At 71.2% G+C, this 17,165-nt stretch carries 16 protein-coding genes, 1 tRNA gene and 1 pseudogene; 7 read left to right on the top strand and 11 right to left on the bottom strand.

Annotated features, from left to right (window positions below):
* Positions 1–25 precede the first annotated feature (25 nt).
* Together QUE38_RS03380 and fdhD are read right to left on the bottom strand one after the other, a co-directional pair.
* Positions 26–1,207, bottom strand: a complete 1,182-nt coding sequence (locus tag QUE38_RS03380; protein WP_286310212.1) for a MarP family serine protease — start codon at positions 1,205–1,207, stop codon at positions 26–28.
* A 10-nt stretch (positions 1,208–1,217) separates the two neighbouring features.
* Entirely contained in the window at positions 1,218–2,051 is an 834-nt protein-coding gene (gene fdhD / locus QUE38_RS03375) for a formate dehydrogenase accessory sulfurtransferase FdhD (RefSeq protein WP_286310210.1), read from the bottom strand.
* 107 nt (positions 2,052–2,158) lie between these two features.
* Between fdhD and QUE38_RS03370 the strand changes: the two are divergent.
* The 3 genes and pseudogenes from QUE38_RS03370 to QUE38_RS03360 all read left to right on the top strand — a co-directional run bounded on the left by QUE38_RS03370 (position 2,159) and on the right by QUE38_RS03360 (position 5,267).
* Positions 2,159–4,479: pseudogene (locus QUE38_RS03370) on the top strand (FdhF/YdeP family oxidoreductase).
* 187 nt (positions 4,480–4,666) lie between these two features.
* Positions 4,667–4,870 carry a hypothetical protein gene (locus QUE38_RS03365; RefSeq protein ID WP_286310209.1) on the top strand — a complete coding sequence of 68 codons (204 nt, stop codon included), beginning with the start codon at positions 4,667–4,669 and terminating at the stop codon, positions 4,868–4,870.
* Position 4,871: 1 nt separating this feature from the next.
* Positions 4,872–5,267, top strand: a complete 396-nt coding sequence (locus QUE38_RS03360; protein WP_286310207.1) for a hypothetical protein — start codon at positions 4,872–4,874, stop codon at positions 5,265–5,267.
* 3 nt (positions 5,268–5,270) lie between these two features.
* Here the strand turns inward: QUE38_RS03360 and QUE38_RS03355 are convergent.
* Positions 5,271–5,343, bottom strand: a tRNA-Lys gene (locus tag QUE38_RS03355).
* A gap of 80 nt (positions 5,344–5,423) precedes the next feature.
* Here QUE38_RS03355 and QUE38_RS03350 point away from each other — a divergent pair.
* The 3 genes from QUE38_RS03350 to QUE38_RS17370 all read left to right on the top strand — a co-directional run bounded on the left by QUE38_RS03350 (position 5,424) and on the right by QUE38_RS17370 (position 7,155).
* On the top strand, positions 5,424–6,056 hold the full coding sequence (locus QUE38_RS03350) for a DNA-directed RNA polymerase subunit beta (RefSeq protein ID WP_286310205.1): 633 nt from the start codon (positions 5,424–5,426) through the stop codon (positions 6,054–6,056).
* 209 nt (positions 6,057–6,265) lie between these two features.
* Positions 6,266–6,586, top strand: a complete 321-nt coding sequence (locus QUE38_RS17375) for an aminotransferase class IV (protein WP_350227525.1) — start codon at positions 6,266–6,268, stop codon at positions 6,584–6,586.
* A gap of 5 nt (positions 6,587–6,591) precedes the next feature.
* Positions 6,592–7,155, top strand: coding sequence for an aminotransferase class IV (locus tag QUE38_RS17370; protein ID WP_350227524.1), 564 nt, complete (start codon positions 6,592–6,594; stop codon positions 7,153–7,155).
* Here the strand turns inward: QUE38_RS17370 and QUE38_RS03340 are convergent.
* The 8 genes from QUE38_RS03340 to QUE38_RS03305 all read right to left on the bottom strand — a co-directional run bounded on the left by QUE38_RS03340 (position 7,139) and on the right by QUE38_RS03305 (position 16,753).
* Positions 7,139–8,350, bottom strand: a complete 1,212-nt coding sequence (locus QUE38_RS03340; protein WP_286310203.1) for an NAD(P)-dependent malic enzyme — start codon at positions 8,348–8,350, stop codon at positions 7,139–7,141. The genes QUE38_RS17370 and QUE38_RS03340 overlap by 17 nt on opposite strands.
* A 331-nt stretch (positions 8,351–8,681) precedes the next feature.
* Entirely contained in the window at positions 8,682–9,461 is a 780-nt protein-coding gene (gene pstB, locus QUE38_RS03335) for a phosphate ABC transporter ATP-binding protein PstB (protein WP_286310202.1), read from the bottom strand.
* Positions 9,462–9,479: 18 nt separating this feature from the next.
* Positions 9,480–10,574 carry a phosphate ABC transporter permease PstA gene (gene pstA, locus QUE38_RS03330; RefSeq protein ID WP_286310201.1) on the bottom strand — a complete coding sequence of 365 codons (1,095 nt, stop codon included), beginning with the start codon at positions 10,572–10,574 and terminating at the stop codon, positions 9,480–9,482.
* A complete protein-coding gene (gene pstC, locus QUE38_RS03325; protein ID WP_286310200.1) occupies positions 10,574–11,518 on the bottom strand; it encodes a phosphate ABC transporter permease subunit PstC in 945 nt (314 codons plus the stop codon). The genes pstA and pstC overlap by 1 nt, the downstream gene beginning before the upstream one ends.
* A gap of 106 nt (positions 11,519–11,624) precedes the next feature.
* Positions 11,625–12,719: a phosphate ABC transporter substrate-binding protein PstS gene (locus QUE38_RS03320; RefSeq protein ID WP_286310199.1), complete on the bottom strand. Its 1,095-nt coding sequence runs from the start codon at positions 12,717–12,719 to the stop codon at positions 11,625–11,627.
* Between the two features lie 145 nt (positions 12,720–12,864).
* Positions 12,865–13,806, bottom strand: coding sequence for an NUDIX hydrolase (locus QUE38_RS03315; RefSeq protein WP_286310198.1), 942 nt, complete (start codon positions 13,804–13,806; stop codon positions 12,865–12,867).
* Complete coding sequence (locus QUE38_RS03310; RefSeq protein WP_286310197.1) at positions 13,803–15,986, bottom strand: RNA degradosome polyphosphate kinase; 2,184 nt, start codon at positions 15,984–15,986, stop codon at positions 13,803–13,805. The genes QUE38_RS03315 and QUE38_RS03310 overlap by 4 nt, the downstream gene beginning before the upstream one ends.
* 77 nt (positions 15,987–16,063) lie before the next feature.
* A complete protein-coding gene (locus QUE38_RS03305) occupies positions 16,064–16,753 on the bottom strand; it encodes a response regulator transcription factor (RefSeq protein ID WP_286310196.1) in 690 nt (229 codons plus the stop codon).
* An 81-nt stretch (positions 16,754–16,834) separates the two neighbouring features.
* On the opposite strand from QUE38_RS03305, the gene QUE38_RS03300 reads away from it, so the two are divergent.
* Positions 16,835–17,119, top strand: coding sequence for a hypothetical protein (locus tag QUE38_RS03300; protein WP_286310195.1), 285 nt, complete (start codon positions 16,835–16,837; stop codon positions 17,117–17,119).
* The last annotated feature ends 46 nt before the right edge of the window (positions 17,120–17,165 follow it).

Below are 17,165 nucleotides of genomic sequence, written 5' to 3'. Positions count from 1 at the left end.
CCGGCGAACGGAGCCCGGCCCGCCCTCAGCCCACGTGGCAGGCGCCCGTGCCGACGGGCTGCGTCAGCCCGGCGGCGGCCTCGGCCACGGGATCGAGCTCGACCATGGTCACCGCGTAGCCGACGTCGGCCACCGACTCCGCCTTGCCGAACACGACGCCCGCGACGACGCCGTCGGTCGTGAGCACGGGGCCGCCCGAGTCGCCCTGGTAGACGGCGGCGGCGAGCGTGTAGGCGTCCCGCGGGCGGTCGGCGAGCGTGCCGTTGAACACGAGCGGCCCCGCCGACAGCACCTGTGCGGGCGCCAGCTCGAGCGGCCCGCCGTACGGGTACCCCGCCACCACGGCCTCGGCACCCGACGGCAGCGTGTCGCCGAGCGCGAGGGGCGACGCGGCGAGCCCGTCGGTCGCGATCACGGCGAGGTCGGCGTCCTCGTCGTAGTACACGACCCGGCCGGGCACCGGCGTGCGGCCCGGTGCCTCGACGACCGGCTGGTCGACGCCCGCGACGACGTGCGCGTTGGTCACGACCCGATCGGATGCCACGACGAATCCGCTGCCCGTCACCGAGATGCCGCACTCGAAGGCGGCACCCGAGATGCGCACGACCGACTGCGTGGCCTCGCGCAGTTCCGGCCCGGCGGTGTCGACCTCCGGGATGTCTGGCGCCTCGGTGGGCTGGCCGAGCGCGTCGAACAGCCACGGGATGGCGTCGTCGAACGCCGCCTGTCGCACCTGCGCGATCGCGGCGCGCGCCGGTGCGGGCGTGATCGCGTCGATGCCGCGCACGATCGCCGAGGAGGCGACCACCGGCGACAGCCACGGCACGCCCATCGCGGCGATGCCGCCGCCGAGCAGCGCGATCACGAGCGCCGCCACGACCGTGGTGGCGGCACCGCCGAGCAGCCGGTCGACCGGGGCGAGCTTCACGGTCTCCGCTCCGCGCCGGAGGAGGCGCCCGAGCGCGTCGCCGATCGAGGCGCCCGCGATGAGCAGCAGCAGTGCGGCCGCGAACGCGCCGACCACGCGCCACTGCGGCCACGGGATCCACGCGACGATCGTCGGCAGCAGCAGGAACGCCGCCACGCCGCCCGCGACCAGCCCGGCGAGCGCACCCGCGGTGTGCAACAGTCCGCTCCGCCAGCCGCGCACGAACGCGCCGGCCAGCGCCGCGATCAGCAGCAGGTCGAGCACGAGGGTCCAGTTCATCGCGCCGCCGTCATCGCACGACCCGGTCGGGCCGCGTGTAGAGGTTGATGCCCGTGCCGCGGCTGAAGCCCGCGAGGGTCAGCCCCGCGGCATCCGCCTGCTCGACCGCGGCCGTCGACGGGGCGCTCACCGCCGCGAGCATCGGGATGCCCGCGAGGCGCGCCTTCTGCACCAGTTCGAACGACGCCCGCCCCGAGACCTGCAGCACGGTGCCCGACAGCGGCAGCCGGCCCTCGCGCACCGCCCAGCCGACGACCTTGTCGACCGCGTTGTGGCGCCCGACGTCCTCCCGGAGGCAGAGCAGCTCGCCGTCGGCCGTGAACAGGCCGGCGGCGTGCACGCCGCCGGTGTCGTCGAACAGGCGCTGCCGGTCGCGCAGGCGGTCGGGCAGCGACAGCAGCACGCCGAGGTCGATGCGCAGCGGGTCGTCGGCCACGTCGAACCGCGACGCCTTGGTCACGGCATCGAGCGAGGGGATGCCGCAGAGGCCGCACGCGCTCGTCGCGAGCACGCGCCGGGTGTCGCGGAGCGCGTCGGCCGCGGCATCCGGGCCCAAGGTGGCGTCGATCACGTTGTACGTGTTCTCCTGGCCGGGCTCGCCCGCGCAGAACCGCATGGCCGCCGGCGCGCCGATGCCGAGCACGCCCTCCGAGAGGAGGAACCCGGCGACCAGGTCGAAGTCGTCGCCGGGCGTGCGCATCGTCACGGCGAACTGCTCGCCGCCCACGCGGATCTCGAGGGGCTCCTCGACCGCGAGGCGATCCTCGCGCCGGCTCGTGGCGATCTCGTCGCCCGCGCCGACCCGCACCCGCTCGATGCGGCGGCGCATTGTCATCCGTGACATGCATCAAGCTTCCACCGTGTGCACGCGTTGCGGAAATCCCGTGCGGGCTCGGGCGGCCGCCGCTGGCGTAGAGTGACCGCGTCACGACCCGGCGAAGGAGCACGTCCATGGCGCGGAACGCCCCCGAATCCGACATCGACGAGGCGGAACTGCGGGTCTCGGAGCCCAAGACCCGCGCCGTCGGCGTACCCGGGGTGCTGCACGCCGTGCAGGCATCGATTGCGCAGATGGGCGTCGTGCGCAGCGCGCAGACCCTGCTGAAGGTCAACCAGAAGGACGGCTTCGACTGCATGGGCTGCGCCTGGCCCGAGGGGACTCGCGCCACACGGCCGAGTTCTGCGAGAACGGCGCGAAGGCCGTGGCCGAGGAGGCGACGCTGCGCCGGGTGGGCCGCGCCTTCTTCGCCGAGCACTCGGTCGACGACCTGCGCGGGCACGACGACTACTGGCTCGGCCAGCAGGGGCGGCTCACCGAGCCGATGCTGCTCGAGGAGGGCGCGACCCACTACGCGCCCGTCTCGTGGGACGACGCGTTCCGCCTCATCGGCGACGAGCTGCGCGCCATGGACCACCCCGACCAGTCGATCTTCTACACGTCCGGCCGCACGTCGAACGAGGCCGCGTTCGCCTACCAGCTGCTCGTGCGCGGCATCGGCACGAACAACCTGCCCGACTGCTCGAACATGTGCCACGAGTCGAGCGGGTCGGCGCTCACCGAGACGCTCGGCATCGGCAAGGGCACCGTGAGCCTCGAGGACATCCACTCGGCGTCGCTCATCATCGTCGCCGGCCAGAACCCCGGCACGAACCACCCGCGCATGCTGAGCGCGCTCGAGAAGGCGAAGCTCGCCGGCGCGACGATCGTCGCGGTCAACCCGCTGCCCGAGGCCGGGCTCATCCGCTTCGACGACCCGCAGTCGCCCCGCGGCATCGTCGGTCGCGGCACGAAGATCGCCGACCGCTACCTGCAGGTGCGCCTCGGCGGCGACCAGGCGCTCTTCCAGGCCCTCGGTCGCGTGCTGCTCGACCTGCACGCCGAGCGCGGCGACGTGCTCGACGAGGCCTTCATCGCCGAGCACACGAGCGGGTTCGACGACTACGCGGCGGCCGCGGGCGCGCTCGACTGGGCCGAGGTCGAGCGGGCCACCGGGCTCCCCGAGGCCGGCATCCGCGAGGTCGGCACGATGCTGGCGGATGCCCCCTCCGCCATCGTCTGCTGGGCCATGGGGCTCACCCAGCACAAGCACGCCGTCGCGACCCTCCGCGACGTGGTGAACGTGCTGCTGCTGCAGGGCAACGTCGGCCGCCCGGGCGCGGGCGTCTGCCCCGTGCGCGGGCACTCGAACGTGCAGGGCGACCGCACCATGGGCATCTTCGAGCGGATGCCCGAGTGGTTCCACGACGCCATCGATCGCGAGTTCGCGTTCGCGTCGCCGCGCGCGCACGGCTACGACACGGTCGACGCGATCCGCGCGATGCGCGACGGGAAGGCGCGCGTGTTCATCGGCATGGGCGGCAACTTCGTGCGGGCGACGCCCGACACCGAGGTCACCGAGAAGGCGCTCTCGAACCTCGAGCTGACCGTGCAGGTGTCGACGAAGCTCAACCGCTCGCACCTCATAGGCGGGCGCCGCGCGCTCATCCTGCCGACGCTCGGGCGCACCGAGCGCGACGCGCAGGCGACCGGCGACCAGCGCGTCACCGTCGAGGACTCGATGGGCATGGTGCACGCCTCCCGCGGCCGGCTCCGGCCCGCGAGCGACGACCTGCTGTCGGAGGTCGCCATCGTGACCCGCATCGCCGAGGAGGTGTTCGCCTCGGAGCATCCGACCCTCGCCCCCGGCGGCGCACCCGCCGTCGACTGGGCCGCGTGGCGCGGCGACTACGCGCAGGTCCGGGCGGCCATCTCGGCCGTCGTGCCGGGCTTCGAGGGCCTCGAGGAGGCGATCGCCGAGGGCGAGAGCCTGCGCCTGCCGAACGCGCCGCGCGACGACCGGCGCTTCGCGACCGCGACGGGCACGGCCAGGTTCACGGCGAACGCGCTCGAGTACCCCGAGATCCCGAGCGGATGCCTCCTGCTGCAGACGCTCCGATCGCACGACCAGTACAACACCACGATCTACGGCAAGGACGACCGCTACCGCGGCATCGCCGGCGGCCGTCGTGTGGTCATGCTGCACCCCGACGACATCGCCGCGGCCGGCTTCACCGACGGCGACCTCGTCGACCTGGTCTCGGTCGCGCCCGACCGCGTCGAGCGCCGTGCGCCCCGGTTCCGCATCGTCTCGTACTCGACCCCGCGCGGCAACGCCGCCGCGTACTACCCCGAGACGAACGTGCTCGTGCCGCTCGACTCGGTCGCCGACGTGAGCAACACGCCCGCCTCGAAGTCGGTGCTCGTGCGCCTGGAGGCTGCGACGGCGGAGTGATTCGCGGCACTCTCGCATCCTCTCCTCGACACCCGCGTGCGGCTGCGCGACTGAACTGACTTTGGCGCGAGCTTCGCGTCCGCGCGCGCGGGACCGCGACGATCGGGCGCATAAGGGACGGTTCCGAGCGGTCGTTGAGTGTCTAGATCGCCATTGCCGTCCATGTCTAGTGAGAGATAGACTGGCGATGAAGAAGGTGGCACTGCAAAGGCGCATTCGCGCTCGCCCGGACGCACGGCGTCGAGTGGGTGTTCGTGGGGGAACCAAGCACGACAAGTACCGGTTGAACGGAACGGTCATCATGATCCCTCGTCACCGCGAGATCGGTGAGGCGCTCGCCGCGAAGATCCTCCGCGACTGCTACCGAGCGCTCGATCAGGACGGGGAATGACATGACGGCCGCGACGCGAACGACGTATGAGGTGATTGTCCGCAGGGACGGAAAGTTCTGGTTCGTGGAGATCCCGTCCCTCGACGGCGCGACCCAGGCACGCAATCTTGCCGAGGTCGAGGAGATGGCCGCGGACTACATCGAAGGCGTGACTGGGCAGGATGCGGCTGCTGTCGATCTCTCTGTGGAGATCGAGCTGCCGATCGAGGTGGAGGCGCACCTCGCGGCGGCCTCCGCGCTGCGTGCAGAAGAGGCGCACGCCAGGTCACGTGCGGCCGAGGAATCGCGGGCTGCGGCCCGGGCGCTCCGAGCGCACGGACTCACCATCCGCGAAGTGGGCGCTGCCCTCGGCATCTCGCACCAACGCGCTCAGCAGCTGGTGAGCGCCGATCGGTGACGGTGGGCCCGGTGGGGCTCGAACCCACGACCCATGGATTAAAAGTCCACTGCTCTGCCAACTGAGCTACAGGCCCGGGCACCCAATCTACCGGGGTCGGGCGGATGCCACAGGCCCGGCCGTCCTCCGATGCAGGCGGGGTATCGTGGCCGGGGTATGAGCGGAGCCGACCACCACCGACCAGTGCGGATGCCCTCCGGGGCGTTCGAGGGGTACGAGGGCGCCGAGGACCCGGCGCAGCTGAACCGCGCGGCGCACGACAGCGCGACCGCGCTGCTCGCGCGCGTGCGCGACGACCCCGACCCCGAGGTGGTCGAGCGGCTCGTGTCGTTCACCGACGAGCACGGCATCGACACGGTGGCCGAGCTCTGGTCTCGCGCCGGCGCGCGCAGCCTGCCCGGCGCGCTGTGGCGCATCTACCTGCTGCGCGCGCTCATCCGGCAGGACCCCACCGGCATGGGCTACGTCTTCGAACAGGGTGCCGCGCTCGCCACCACGGGCGACCGCGTGGTCGCCGGCGCGGCTTCGCCGACCGGCCCCGACGAGGTGCTCGCGCTCGCCGACCAGATCCTCCGCGGCGCGTTCGCAGGCGACTTCGCGATCGCACTCGAGCGCGCCGCCTCGTTCTGCCGCATCACCGCCCTCGGCTCCGCGAGCCTGGCCGACGCGGCCGACCTCGCCGACTCCGACCGGGGCGCCTCGCTGACGACCCGTGCGCTGCGGCTCAGCCAGCTGTCGGTCGAGCTCTCGGCGTGCGCTCGACTGTGGCGGCGCGAGCGGCTCGACTGACGCGCCCGGGCGCGAGCGATATCGCGCCCGGCGAACGGGAATGAAACCGACCCGGCCGACTGTTTACACTGGTCGTGGCCGGTCGCAGTAACCCCGGGCTCCAATTCTCGCCGCTACGAGCGGCCTCGCGCCGAGAGGCGTTCTGCGGCCGGCCGCCATCGTCTCCACGAGGCATCCGCCCGCCCGCACCGAGCGCGTAGCATCGTGCCATGCCCGACACGTTCACGCTGCTGATCGACCCGCTGCCGCACGACGCCGAGGTCGACGACCGGGCGATCCAGGCCACCTTCCGCGAGGTCGACCAGGCCGAGCCGGCGCTCCGCGTGGGCGAGCTCAGCACGCAGCGCGGCGACGGCATCTTCGAGACCCTCGGCGTGGTGGACGGGCACGCGCAAGAGTTGCGCCCGCACCTCGCGCGCCTGCAGAACTCCGCGCGCATCTGCGACCTGCCCGCACCGCACCTCGGGCAGTGGGAGGCGGCCGCGGCCCGTGCGGTGGCCGCGCTGCCGTCGAGGGGGAGCACGCCCTGAAGCTCGTGCTGAGCCGCGGCGTCGAGCACGGGCCCGCGCCCACCGCCTGGTTGCACGCCTTCCCGGCCGCCGACCAGACCCGCGCACGCACCGAGGGACTCGCCGTCGTGACCCTCGACCGCGGCTTCGACCTCGGCACGCCCGACCGGGCCCCGTGGCTGCTGCTGGGCGCGAAGACGCTCTCGTACGCCGTGAACATGGCGGCCATCCGCGAGGCGCGCCGGCGCGGCGCCGACGACGCGCTGTTCGTGACGAGCGACGGCTACGTGATGGAGGGGCCGACCTCGTCGGTCATCCTCCGCCACGGCGACGTCTTCTCGACGCCCGCACCGAGCGGCGCGATCCTGCGAGGCACCACCCAGGTCTCGCTCTTCGAGCACCTCGCGGCCACGGGCGAGCGCACCGAGGTCCGCGACATCACGGTCGACGAGCTGGAGACGGCGGATGCCGCGTGGCTGGTCTCCAGCATCCGCATGGCCGCCCCGGTGCGACGGATCGACGGACGCGACCTGCCCGTCGACCCGCGCACCGCGGCGTTCAACGCGTACCTGCTCAGTCCTCGCGACTGAGCGCGGACCCGGCCTCCGCGGCCGCCATGACGGCCGCGGCCACGGCGGGCGCGACCCGGTCGTCGAGCGGGCTCGGCACGATGCGATCGGCGGCGAGGTCGTCGCCCACGATGCCGGCGATCGCGTGCGCGGCCGCGAGCTTCATCTCGGGCGTGATGCGGCGGGCGCCCGCGTCGAGCGCACCGCGGAAGATGCCCGGGAACGCCAGCACGTTGTTGATCTGGTTCGGGAAGTCGCTCCGCCCGGTCGCGACCACGCGGGCGTGCCGGGACGCGACGTCGGGGTGCACCTCGGGGTCGGGGTTCGACAGCGCGAACACGATCGCGTCAGCCGACATGCGGGCGATCGTCTCCTCGGGCACCGTGCCCGACGAGACGCCGATGAACACGTCCGCGCCCTCGAGCGCCTCGTCGATGCCGCCGGTGAGGCCGCGCGGGTTCGTGCGCACCGCGTAGTCGGCCTTGACGCCCTCGAGCCCGGGCCGCTCCGCATGCAGGATGCCGCGCGAATCGAGCAGCACCACGTCCTCCACGCCCGAGCGCAGCAGGATCTCGGCGACTGCGATGCCCGCCGCCCCCGCACCGGAGATGACGACGCGCAGCGACGGCAGCTCGCGCTCCACGATGCGCGCCGCGTTCAGCAGCGCCGCGAGCGCCACCACGGCGGTGCCGTGCTGGTCGTCGTGCATGACCGGCATGTCGAGCGCCTCGATGAGCTTCGCCTCGAGCTCGAAGCAGCGGGGCGCCGCGATGTCCTCCAGGTTCACCGCGCCGAAGCTCGACCGCAGCCGCACGAGCGTCTCGACGATCTCGTCGACGTCGGTGGTCTCGAGCACGAGCGGAATGGAGTTCAGCCCGCCGAACCTGCGGAACAGCGCCGACTTGCCCTCCATGACCGGCAGCGACGCCGACGCGCCGATGTCGCCCAGCCCGAGCACCGCCGTGCCGTCGCTCACGACGGCGACGAGCCGGCTCGCCCAGGTGTACTGGCGCGCCGCCTCGGGGGCGTCGCGGATGGTGCGGCTCACCTGCGCGACGCCCGGCGTATAGGCGATCGACAGGTCGCGCTTCGTCTCGAGCGGCGAGCTGAGGGCGATCTCGAGCTTGCCGCCGTCGTGCGCGGCGAAGATCTCGGCGTCGGTGAGGGTGATCGGGGTGCGGGTGTGCGTCGTGCTGGTGATGTCGTCGATGCTCATCGTCGGGTCCTCCGTGGGGGTCGCGGGCGCACGCGTGCGCCATCGCCGGGTGCGGGTCGGCGACCAGCCGGGAGTCGTCTCGCCGAGCGGTCTGCCGTGTGGGGCGGCGCGGTGCGCCGCGCATCCATCTGCTCACCGCTGGTGTGCGATCGCGGGCGGTGCCGAAGGGGTGGGTCCGGCACCGGGTGGCCCCCACGCTAGCAGCGCGCGCGGCGGCCCGGCAGGGGGTGGAGGTGGAGAAATCTGCACGCTTTTCTGCACGGATGGGGAAACGACGGATGCCCCGGGGAGCGCGTCCCCGAGGCATCCGACTGTTTCTGCCGGGCCCTGCCTACCCGAAGCGGCCCGAGACGTAGTCCTCGGTCGACTTCTGGGTCGGGTTGGAGAAGATCGTCGTGGTGTCGTCGTACTCGATGAGCTTGCCGGGCTTGCCGGTGCCGGCGATGTTGAAGAACGCGGTCTTGTCGGACACGCGCGAGGCCTGCTGCATGTTGTGGGTCACGATCACGATCGTGTACTCCTTCTTCAGCTCCTCGATGAGGTCCTCGATCGCGAGCGTCGAGATCGGGTCGAGGGCCGAGCACGGCTCGTCCATGAGGATGACCTCGGGGGAGACCGCGATGGTGCGCGCGATGCAGAGGCGCTGCTGCTGGCCGCCCGAGAGGCCCGAGCCGGGGCGGTCGAGGCGGTCCTTGACCTCGTTCCAGAGGTTGGCGCCCTGCAGCGACTGCTCGACGAGGTCGTCGGCGTCCTTCTTCGAGATGCGGCGGTTGTTGAGCTTCACGCCCGCCAGCACGTTCTCGCGGATCGACATGGTCGGGAACGGGTTCGGGCGCTGGAAGACCATGCCCACCTGGCGACGCACGAGCACCGGGTCGACGCCCTGGCCGTACAGGTTGTTGCCGTCGATGAGCACCTCGCCCTCGACGGATGCCCCGGGGGTGACCTCGTGCATGCGGTTGAGCGTGCGGAGAAAGGTGGTCTTGCCGCAGCCGGACGGCCCGATGAAGGCCGTGACGGAGCGGGGTTCGATCTCGAGGCTCACGCCCTCCACGGCGCGGAACTTGCCGTAGTAGACGTTGAGGTCGTTGACTTCGATGCGCTTGGACACGGGTTTCCTTTGCTGGCCCTAACGGCCGGTCTTCGGGGCGAAGGTGCGGGCGACGAGGCGCGCGACGAGGTTGAGGGCCATGACGATGATGATCAGGGTGAGCGCACCGGCCCACGCCCGATCGAGGTAGGCCTCGGGCGGGTTGCCCTGGTTCGCGTACTGCGTGTACACGAACACGGGGAGTGAACTCATGCGGCCCTCGAACAGGTTGTAGTTCATGCTCGCGGTGAAGCCCGCGGCGATGAGCAGCGGGGCGGTCTCGCCGATGACGCGCGCGATCGAGAGCATGATGCCGGTCGTGATGCCGGCGATCGAGGTGGGCAGCACGACCTTCACGATCGTGAGCCACTTCGGCACGCCGAGCGCGTAGGAGGCCTCGCGGAGCTCGTTCGGCACGAGCCGCAGCATCTCCTCGCTCGAGCGCACGACGACCGGGATCATCAGCACCGCGAGGGCGATCGATCCGGCGAAGCCGGTACGGGTGCCGGGTCCGAGGAAGATCGAGAACAGCGAGTAGGCGAACAGGCCCGCGACGATCGAGGGGATGCCCGTCATGACGTCCACGAGGAAGGTGATGCCGCGCGCGACGGCGCCGCGGCCGTACTCGACCAGGTAGATCGAGGTCATGAGGCCGATCGGGATCGAGATGAGCGCGGCCATGCCGGTCATCTCGAGCGTGCCGATGATGGCGTGCAGGGCGCCACCGCCCTCGCCGGTGACGTTGCGCATCGAGTAGGAGAAGAACTCGATGTCGAATCGGGCCGCGCCGAGGCTGACCACGGTCCAGGTGACCGAGATCAGCGGGATCATCGCGATGACGAACGCCCCGATCACGAGCGCCGTGATGAAGCGGTCCATGCCGCGGCGGCGTCCCTCGACGAGCGAGGAGAACAGCCAGGTGCTGAGCGCGTAGAGGAGCCCGCCGATGATGAGCCAGCCGGCGTAGTTGAACTCGGACTCGGAGGCGATCGCGATCAGCAGCAGCACGGCGCCGACCACGGCGAACGAGACGCCGAAGACGATCCAGAGGGCGTAGGTGGGGAGCTTCGCCGCTGCGAGCGAGTTCTCGACCGAGGTCGAGGAGGCAGCGGGTCGGGTGGTCGTGGTGGCCATCAGTTCGCTCCCGAGAATTCCTTGCGGCGGCTCACGACCCAGCGGGCGAGCGCGTTGACGCCGAACGTGACGATGAAGAGGATGAGGCCGGTCGCGATCAGCACGTTGATGTTGATGCCGTACGCCTCGGGGAAGCTCAGGGCGATGTTCGCCGCGATGGTGGAGGGGTTCACCGAGGTGAGCAGCTGGAAGGTGACGGCGCCGGTGGCCGACAGCACCATGGCGACCGCCATGGTCTCGCCGAGCGCACGGCCGAGGCCCAGCACGCCGGCGGAGAGCATGCCCGGGGCGCCGAACGGGAGGACCGCGGTGCGGATCATCTCCCAGCGTGTCGCGCCGAGGGCGAGCGCGGCCTCCTCGTGCAGCACCGGCGTCTGCAGGAAGACCTCGCGGTTGATGGCGGTCATGATCGGCAGCACCATCACGGCGAGCACGACGGCGGCGGTGAGGATGGTGCGGCCGGTGCCGGAGACCGGGCCGGCGAAGAGCGGGAACCAGCCCATGTTGTCGACGAGCCAGCTGTACAGCGGCTGGACCGCCGGGGCCAGCACGCCGATGCCCCAGAGGCCGAAGACGACCGACGGCACGGCGGCGAGCAGGTCGACGATGTAGCCGAGCGCCGAGGCGAGGCGGCGCGGAGCGTAGTGCGAGATGAAGAGCGCGATGCCGATGGAGAGCGGCGTCGCGATGATGAGCGCGAGGGCGGCGGCCCAGACCGTGCCGAACAGCAGCGGCCAGACGTAGTCCCAGAAGTTGGTGGTGAGGATCGACGCGTTCTCGGAGGTGGCGAACAGTGCCGGGACCGACTGGACGATCAGGAAGATCGCGACGGCGCCGAGCGTCACCAGGATCATCGCGCCGGCGAAGACGGCCGATCCCGAGAAGACGCGGTCGCCTGCTCGTTGCTTGCCCCGGATGGGAGGGGCCTGGGTGGTCGTCGTCATCGGGTTCGGATCCTCGTCGTCAATGGTGCGGGCTGGAGGCCGGGCCGGTGGAGCCCGACCCCGTGCGAAACGCCTCTCACGGGGTCGGGCTCCAACCTATGCCGAATTACTGGATCGAGTCGATCGCAGCGGTGGCGAGCTCGCGCAGGTTCTCCGAGATCGGAGCCGAACCGGCGGACTCGGCCGACGCGTCCTGGCCCTCGGGGCTGGCGATGTAGCCGAGGTACGCCTTCACGAGCTCGACGTTGGCCGAGTCGGCGTACTGCTCGCAGGCGACGAGGTAGCTGACCAGCACGATCGGGTAGGTGCCCGACTCGGTCGTGTCGCGCTGGAGCTCGATCGCGAGGTCGAACTCCGAGCGGCCCTCGACGAACGGCGACGCGTCGACGATCGCGGCAGCGGCCTCGGGCGAGTACGGCACGTACTCCTCGCCGACCTTGACCGCGACGGTGCCGAGGTCGCCGGCGCGCGACGCGTCGGCGTAGCCGATGGTGCCGGTGCCGTTGGTCACGGCGTCGACGACGCCCGAGGTGCCCTGGGCGGCCTCGCCGCCCTCGAACGGCCAGACGCCGTCGGCCTCGTAGGTCCACAAGTCGGGAGCAGCCGCACCGAGGTACTCGGTGAAGTTCTCGGTGGTGCCCGAGTCGTCGGCACGGTGCACGGCGGTGATGGCCAGGTCGGGCAGCTCGACGCCGTCGTTCTGCTCGACGATCGCGTCGTCGTTCCAGTTGGTGATCTCGCCGCCGAAGATGCCGGCGAGGGTGTCGGCGTCGAGGTTCAGCGTCTCGACGCCCTCGAGGTTGAAGATCACGGCGATCGGCGAGATGTACAGCGGCAGCTCGATGATGTTCGTGTCGGGAGCGCAGGCCTGGAAGTTGCCCTCGGCGATCTCCTCGTCGTTGAACGCACGGTCGGAACCGGCGAAGTCGCTGGCGCCCTCCTGGAACGTCTCGCGACCGGCGCCCGAGCCCGACGGGTCGTAGTTGACGGTCACGTCGGGGTTCGCGGTCTGGAACGCGGCGATCCAGGCCTCCTGAGCGGAGCCCTGCGACGAGGCGCCTGCACCCACGAGGGTGCCGGAGAGCGACGAGTCGGTGGTGTCGTCGGACGAGGAGCCTCCCTCGTTGGCCGCGCAGGAGCTGAGCGCGAGTGCTGCGGCGGCGGCGATTGCGGCGGGGGCGCCGAAACGCTTGAGATTCACGTGATTCCCTTCCGGGTTCGGATGCAGGTGACGGCCGGAGATCTCCGGCACGCGAGCGACGGTACGCAGCACGAGTGACGCGTCGTCTCCCCATCGGTGAACGGGAGGTGAACGGCACGGAACCAGCGGGTGGTCCGACCCGGAGTCAGGGGCGCGCGGGATGCGTCTCGAGCGCGACGATCCCGGACGCCGGGTTCTCGGTCGAGAGGTGCACGACGCTGAACCCGCCGGCATCCATCTCGGCCGCATCCTCGGCGTAGGTGCCGATCGGCGTGCCGGTCGCGAGCGCGATCTCGCGCATGATGTCCGGCAGCACGGGCCGGTGGCTGCAGATGACGGCCGGCTTGCGGGCGCGCACCCGCTTGCCGACGACCCGCCGGACGTTCGCGGTGCCCGCCTCCCACGACGCCTGCGAGAGGTCGTCGCTGCGCTTGATCTCGATGTGCGCGTCGGCCGCCAGGGGCGCGACCGTCGTCACGCAGCGCACGGCCGGACTCGACACGATGCGGGTCGGCGACCAGGCTGCGAGCGTCGGCGCCAGCGCGGCGGCCTGCGCGACGCCGCGCGCGACCAGCGGCCGCGCCGAGTCGTCCTTCTTGCCCCAACCGCTGCGCGACCTGGCCTTGCCGTGCCGCAGCACGATCAGCGGCACCGTGCTCGTCACCCCGTCGTCGACCAGCGCCGCGAACCGCTCGAGCAGCACGACGTCGGACTCGTAGCTCAGGTAGCTCCGGGCGCGCTTGAGCGTGACCCATTCGAGTGCCGCGATCTCGCCGTTCGGCACGAAGGTCGACCTCCGGATGGCGTCGTCGGTGACCTCGCCCGCCCAGTAGTGCACGACCTTCTCGCGACCGTTCGGCATGAGGTAGCGGATCTCGCCGAGCGGCACCCCGAGCGCGATCGAGAGGCCGGTCTCCTCCTTGATCTCGCGCACCGCGGTCTGCGGGAGGCTCTCGCCGGGGTCGACCTTGCCCTTGGGGATGGTGACGTCGCCCTGCTGCGTGCGGTGCACGACGAGCACGTGGATGCGCCCGTCGATCCACCGCCAGCAGACGGCCCCGGCCGCGTAGACGGCGGCCGCGCTCACCGTCGGGTTCCCGTGCGGGTGCGCTGGCCGATCTGCTGCATGAGCCAGTTCTGCAGGTCGTCCAGCGGGCGTCCCTCCGCGTCCGTCGAGTGCCGCTCCCAGACGCCGTCCGCGCCGAGCCACCACGACGACGTGCCGTCGTCCATGGCCTTGTCGAAATTCGCCCCGACCTCGGCGATGTGGCCGCGGTCGGTGAGGCGCACGAGCGCCTCGACCCTGCGGTCGAGGTTGCGGTGCATCATGTCGGCGCTGCCGATGAACACCTCCGGCTCGCCGTCGTTGTGGAACGAGAAGATGCGCGAGTGCTCGAGGTAGCGGCCGAGCACCGACCGCACCCGGATGTGCTCGCTCATGCCCGGCACGCCCGGCTTCAGGCTGCAGATGCCGCGCACCCACACCTCGACCGGCACGCCCGCGTTCGACGCGCGGTAGAGCGCGTCGATGATCGCCTCGTCGACCATCGAGTTGACCTTGATGCGGATGCCGCTGGGCTTGCCCTCCTCGGCGTTGCGCGCCTCCTGCGCGATGCGCTTCAGCAGCCCCTTCCGCAGGTGCAGCGGCGCGACCAGCAGACGCTTGAACTTCTTCTCGATCGCGTAGCCCGACAGCTCGTTGAACAGGCGCGTGAGGTCCTTGCCGACCTGCCCGTCGGCGGTGAACAGCCCCATGTCCTCGTACAGCCGGCTCGTCTTCGGGTTGTAGTTGCCCGTGCCGATGTGGCTGTAGTGGCGCAGCTCGCCCTTCTCCTGGCGGATGACGAGCGCGAGCTTGCAGTGCGTCTTCAGCCCGACGAGTCCGTACACGACGTGCACGCCGGCCTTCTCGAGCTTGCGCGCCCAGGTGATGTTCGCGGCCTCGTCGAACCGGGCCTTGATCTCCACGAGTGCGAGCACCTGCTTGCCCGCCTCGGCGGCGTCGATGAGCGCCTCGATGATGGGGCTGTCGCCCGAGGTGCGGTAGAGCGTCTGCTTGATCGCCAGCACGTCGGGGTCGGCGGCCGCCTGCTCGAGGAACGCCTGGACGCTCGTCGCGAACGACTCGTACGGGTGGTGCACGAGCACGTCGCGCCGGTCGATCGCGGCGAACACGTCGGCGTCGAGGTTCGACTCCGACGGCCGCAGCTGCAGCGCGGTCGTGGGCACGTGCGGCGGGTAGTGCAGGTCGGGGCGGTCGATCTTCGCGATGTCGAACAGGCCGCCGAGGTCGAGCGGTGCGGGCAGGCGGTAGACCTCCTGCTCGGTCACGTCGAGCTCGCGCACCAGCAGGCCCAGCGTCACGTCGTCCATGTCGTCGGTGATCTCGAGGCGGATGGGCGGCCCGAACCGGCGTCGGAGGAGCTCCTTCTCGAGCGCCTTGATCAGGTTCTCGGTCTCGTCCTCCTCGATCTCCACGTCCTCGTTGCGGGTGACGCGGAAGACGTGGTGGTCGAGCACGTCCATGCCCGGGAAGAGGTCGGAGAGATGGTTCGCGATGAGCGACTCGAGCGAGATGTAGCGGGCGTCGTCGACGGTCTCCTCGTCGCTCACCTTGATGTAGCGCGGCAGCATCTGCGGCACCTTCACGCGCGCGAACTCCTGCCTGCCGGTACGGCTGTTGCGCACGCGCACCGACAGGTTCAGCGAGAGACCCGAGATGTAGGGGAACGGATGCGCCGGGTCGACCGCCAATGGCATGAGCACCGGGAAGATCTGCGCCGCGAAGTAGTCGTCGAGCCGCTCCTGCTCGGCCTCGCCGAGGTCGTGCCAGGCGACGATGCGCACGCCGGCATCGGCGAGTGCCGGGCGGACCAGCTCCTGGTAGGCGCGCGCATGCCGCTCCTGCAGCTCGTGCGCCGCCTGGGAGATGTCGCTCAGCACGTCGGCCGGCGCGCGCCCGACGTTGGTCGGCACCGCGAGGCCGGTCGTGATGCGGCGCTTCAGGCCGGCGACCCGCACCATGAAGAACTCATCGAGGTTCGACGCGAAGATCGCGAGGAAGTTCGCGCGCTCGAGCACCGGCAGCGTCGGGTCCTCGGCGAGTTCGAGCACCCGCTGGTTGAACGCCAGCCAGCTCAGCTCGCGGTCGAGGTAGCGGGCGTCGGGGAGTTCGGGTGCGCCCGCGGTGTCGAGCGGCTCGAAGTCGTCGTCGAAGTCGCTGCTGGTCCGCTCTTCGCTCTCGGTGAGGGTGGCGTCGGCGTTCATCCCCTCATCATGCCACCGGCGTCGCCGGGGTGTGGCCGCCGGCGTGAACGCCCGGTTACACGTTCGCCGGGGCGCCGTCAGCTCGCCGAGACGGGCAGGTCGCGCTCGTCCTCCTCGTGGACGTTGAACCGGTAGCCGACGTTGCGCACGGTGCCGATGAGCCCCTCGAGGTCGCCGAGCTTCGCGCGCAGGCGCCGCACGTGCACGTCGACCGTGCGCGTGCCGCCGAAGTAGTCGTAGCCCCACACCTCGCTGAGCAGCTGCTCGCGGGTGAACACGCGGGACGGATGCGCGGCGAGGAAACGCAGCAGCTCGAACTCCTTGTAGGTGAGGTCGAGCGGCTTGCCGTGCACCTTCGCCGAGTAGCTCGCCTCGTCGATCACCACGCCGGAGGTCTGGATGCGCTCGGACGCCGGCGCGGTGGCGGCGCGGCCGATCGTGAGGCGCACGCGCGCGTCGACCTCCGCCGGGCCCGCCGACTCGAGGACCACGTCGTCGACGCCCCAGTCCGGGCTCACCGCCGTCAGGCCGCCCTCGGTCACGACGAGGATGAGGGGCACGCTCAGCCCGGTCGTGCGCAGGATCTGGCAGAGCGCCTTCGCACCCGCGAGGTTCGACCGCGCGTCGACGAAGACGAGGTCGGAGTCGGGTGCGCGCACGAGCTGGTCCGGCGACGCCGGGATGACGCGAACGCGATGCGTGAGGAGGGCGAGGGCGGGGAGCACGTCGTTGTCGGCGGCCGACGTCAAGATCAACAGCTGCGCCACGCAGACCCTCCAGTAGTAAGGTCCGGCCATACTATCCTGACCTCCGGGGTCGCTCGACGCGGGGCCCGGGGAGTGGACGACATGGACGAGCGTGCCGCGGACCGGCTGTGGTGGTCGAGCGTGGTGCCCGTGTGGGCGGTCGCGCTCGTGGCATCCGCCCTCGTGCTGGTGCTCGCGCCCGAGCAGCCGATCGCCTGGCTGTCGGTGAGCCTGGGCGGGTGCGTGGTGCTCGCGCTCGCGCTCCAGCTCGCGACGCGCACGCCCGCCGGCTACCTGGCGCGCGTGCGCGACAGCCTCGGCGGTGCCGTGCTGATCGTGGCCGCCGCCGTGCTCGTGCGCGTCCTCCAGGTGGCGCTGAGCGGCTAGACTCGGCGCATGGAGTCCTCCCTCTTCGCCCTCGAACTCGTGTTCC

It is taken from the genome of Agromyces mangrovi (assembly GCF_030296695.1).
Taxonomy (GTDB): domain Bacteria; phylum Actinomycetota; class Actinomycetes; order Actinomycetales; family Microbacteriaceae; genus Agromyces; species Agromyces mangrovi.
Note: the sequence above shows the minus strand (reverse complement) of the source record. Positions and strands in the feature narration are given on the sequence as shown.

Excerpts from the sequence above, each read along its gene's own strand:
- QUE38_RS03380 (WP_286310212.1), bottom strand. The coding sequence starts at position 1,207 with ATGAACTGGACCCTCGTGCTCGACCTGCTGCTGATCGCGGCGCTGGCC.
- fdhD (WP_286310210.1), bottom strand. The coding sequence starts at position 2,051 with ATGTCACGGATGACAATGCGCCGCCGCATCGAGCGGGTGCGGGTCGGC.
- QUE38_RS03365 (WP_286310209.1), top strand. The coding sequence starts at position 4,667 with ATGAAGAAGGTGGCACTGCAAAGGCGCATTCGCGCTCGCCCGGACGCA.
- QUE38_RS03360 (WP_286310207.1), top strand. The coding sequence starts at position 4,872 with ATGACGGCCGCGACGCGAACGACGTATGAGGTGATTGTCCGCAGGGAC.
- QUE38_RS03350 (WP_286310205.1), top strand. The coding sequence starts at position 5,424 with ATGAGCGGAGCCGACCACCACCGACCAGTGCGGATGCCCTCCGGGGCG.
- QUE38_RS17375 (WP_350227525.1), top strand. The coding sequence starts at position 6,266 with ATGCCCGACACGTTCACGCTGCTGATCGACCCGCTGCCGCACGACGCC.
- QUE38_RS03340 (WP_286310203.1), bottom strand. The coding sequence starts at position 8,350 with ATGAGCATCGACGACATCACCAGCACGACGCACACCCGCACCCCGATC.
- pstA (WP_286310201.1), bottom strand. The coding sequence starts at position 10,574 with ATGGCCACCACGACCACCCGACCCGCTGCCTCCTCGACCTCGGTCGAG.
- pstC (WP_286310200.1), bottom strand. The coding sequence starts at position 11,518 with ATGACGACGACCACCCAGGCCCCTCCCATCCGGGGCAAGCAACGAGCA.
- QUE38_RS03310 (WP_286310197.1), bottom strand. The coding sequence starts at position 15,986 with ATGAACGCCGACGCCACCCTCACCGAGAGCGAAGAGCGGACCAGCAGC.
- QUE38_RS03300 (WP_286310195.1), top strand. The coding sequence starts at position 16,835 with ATGGACGAGCGTGCCGCGGACCGGCTGTGGTGGTCGAGCGTGGTGCCC.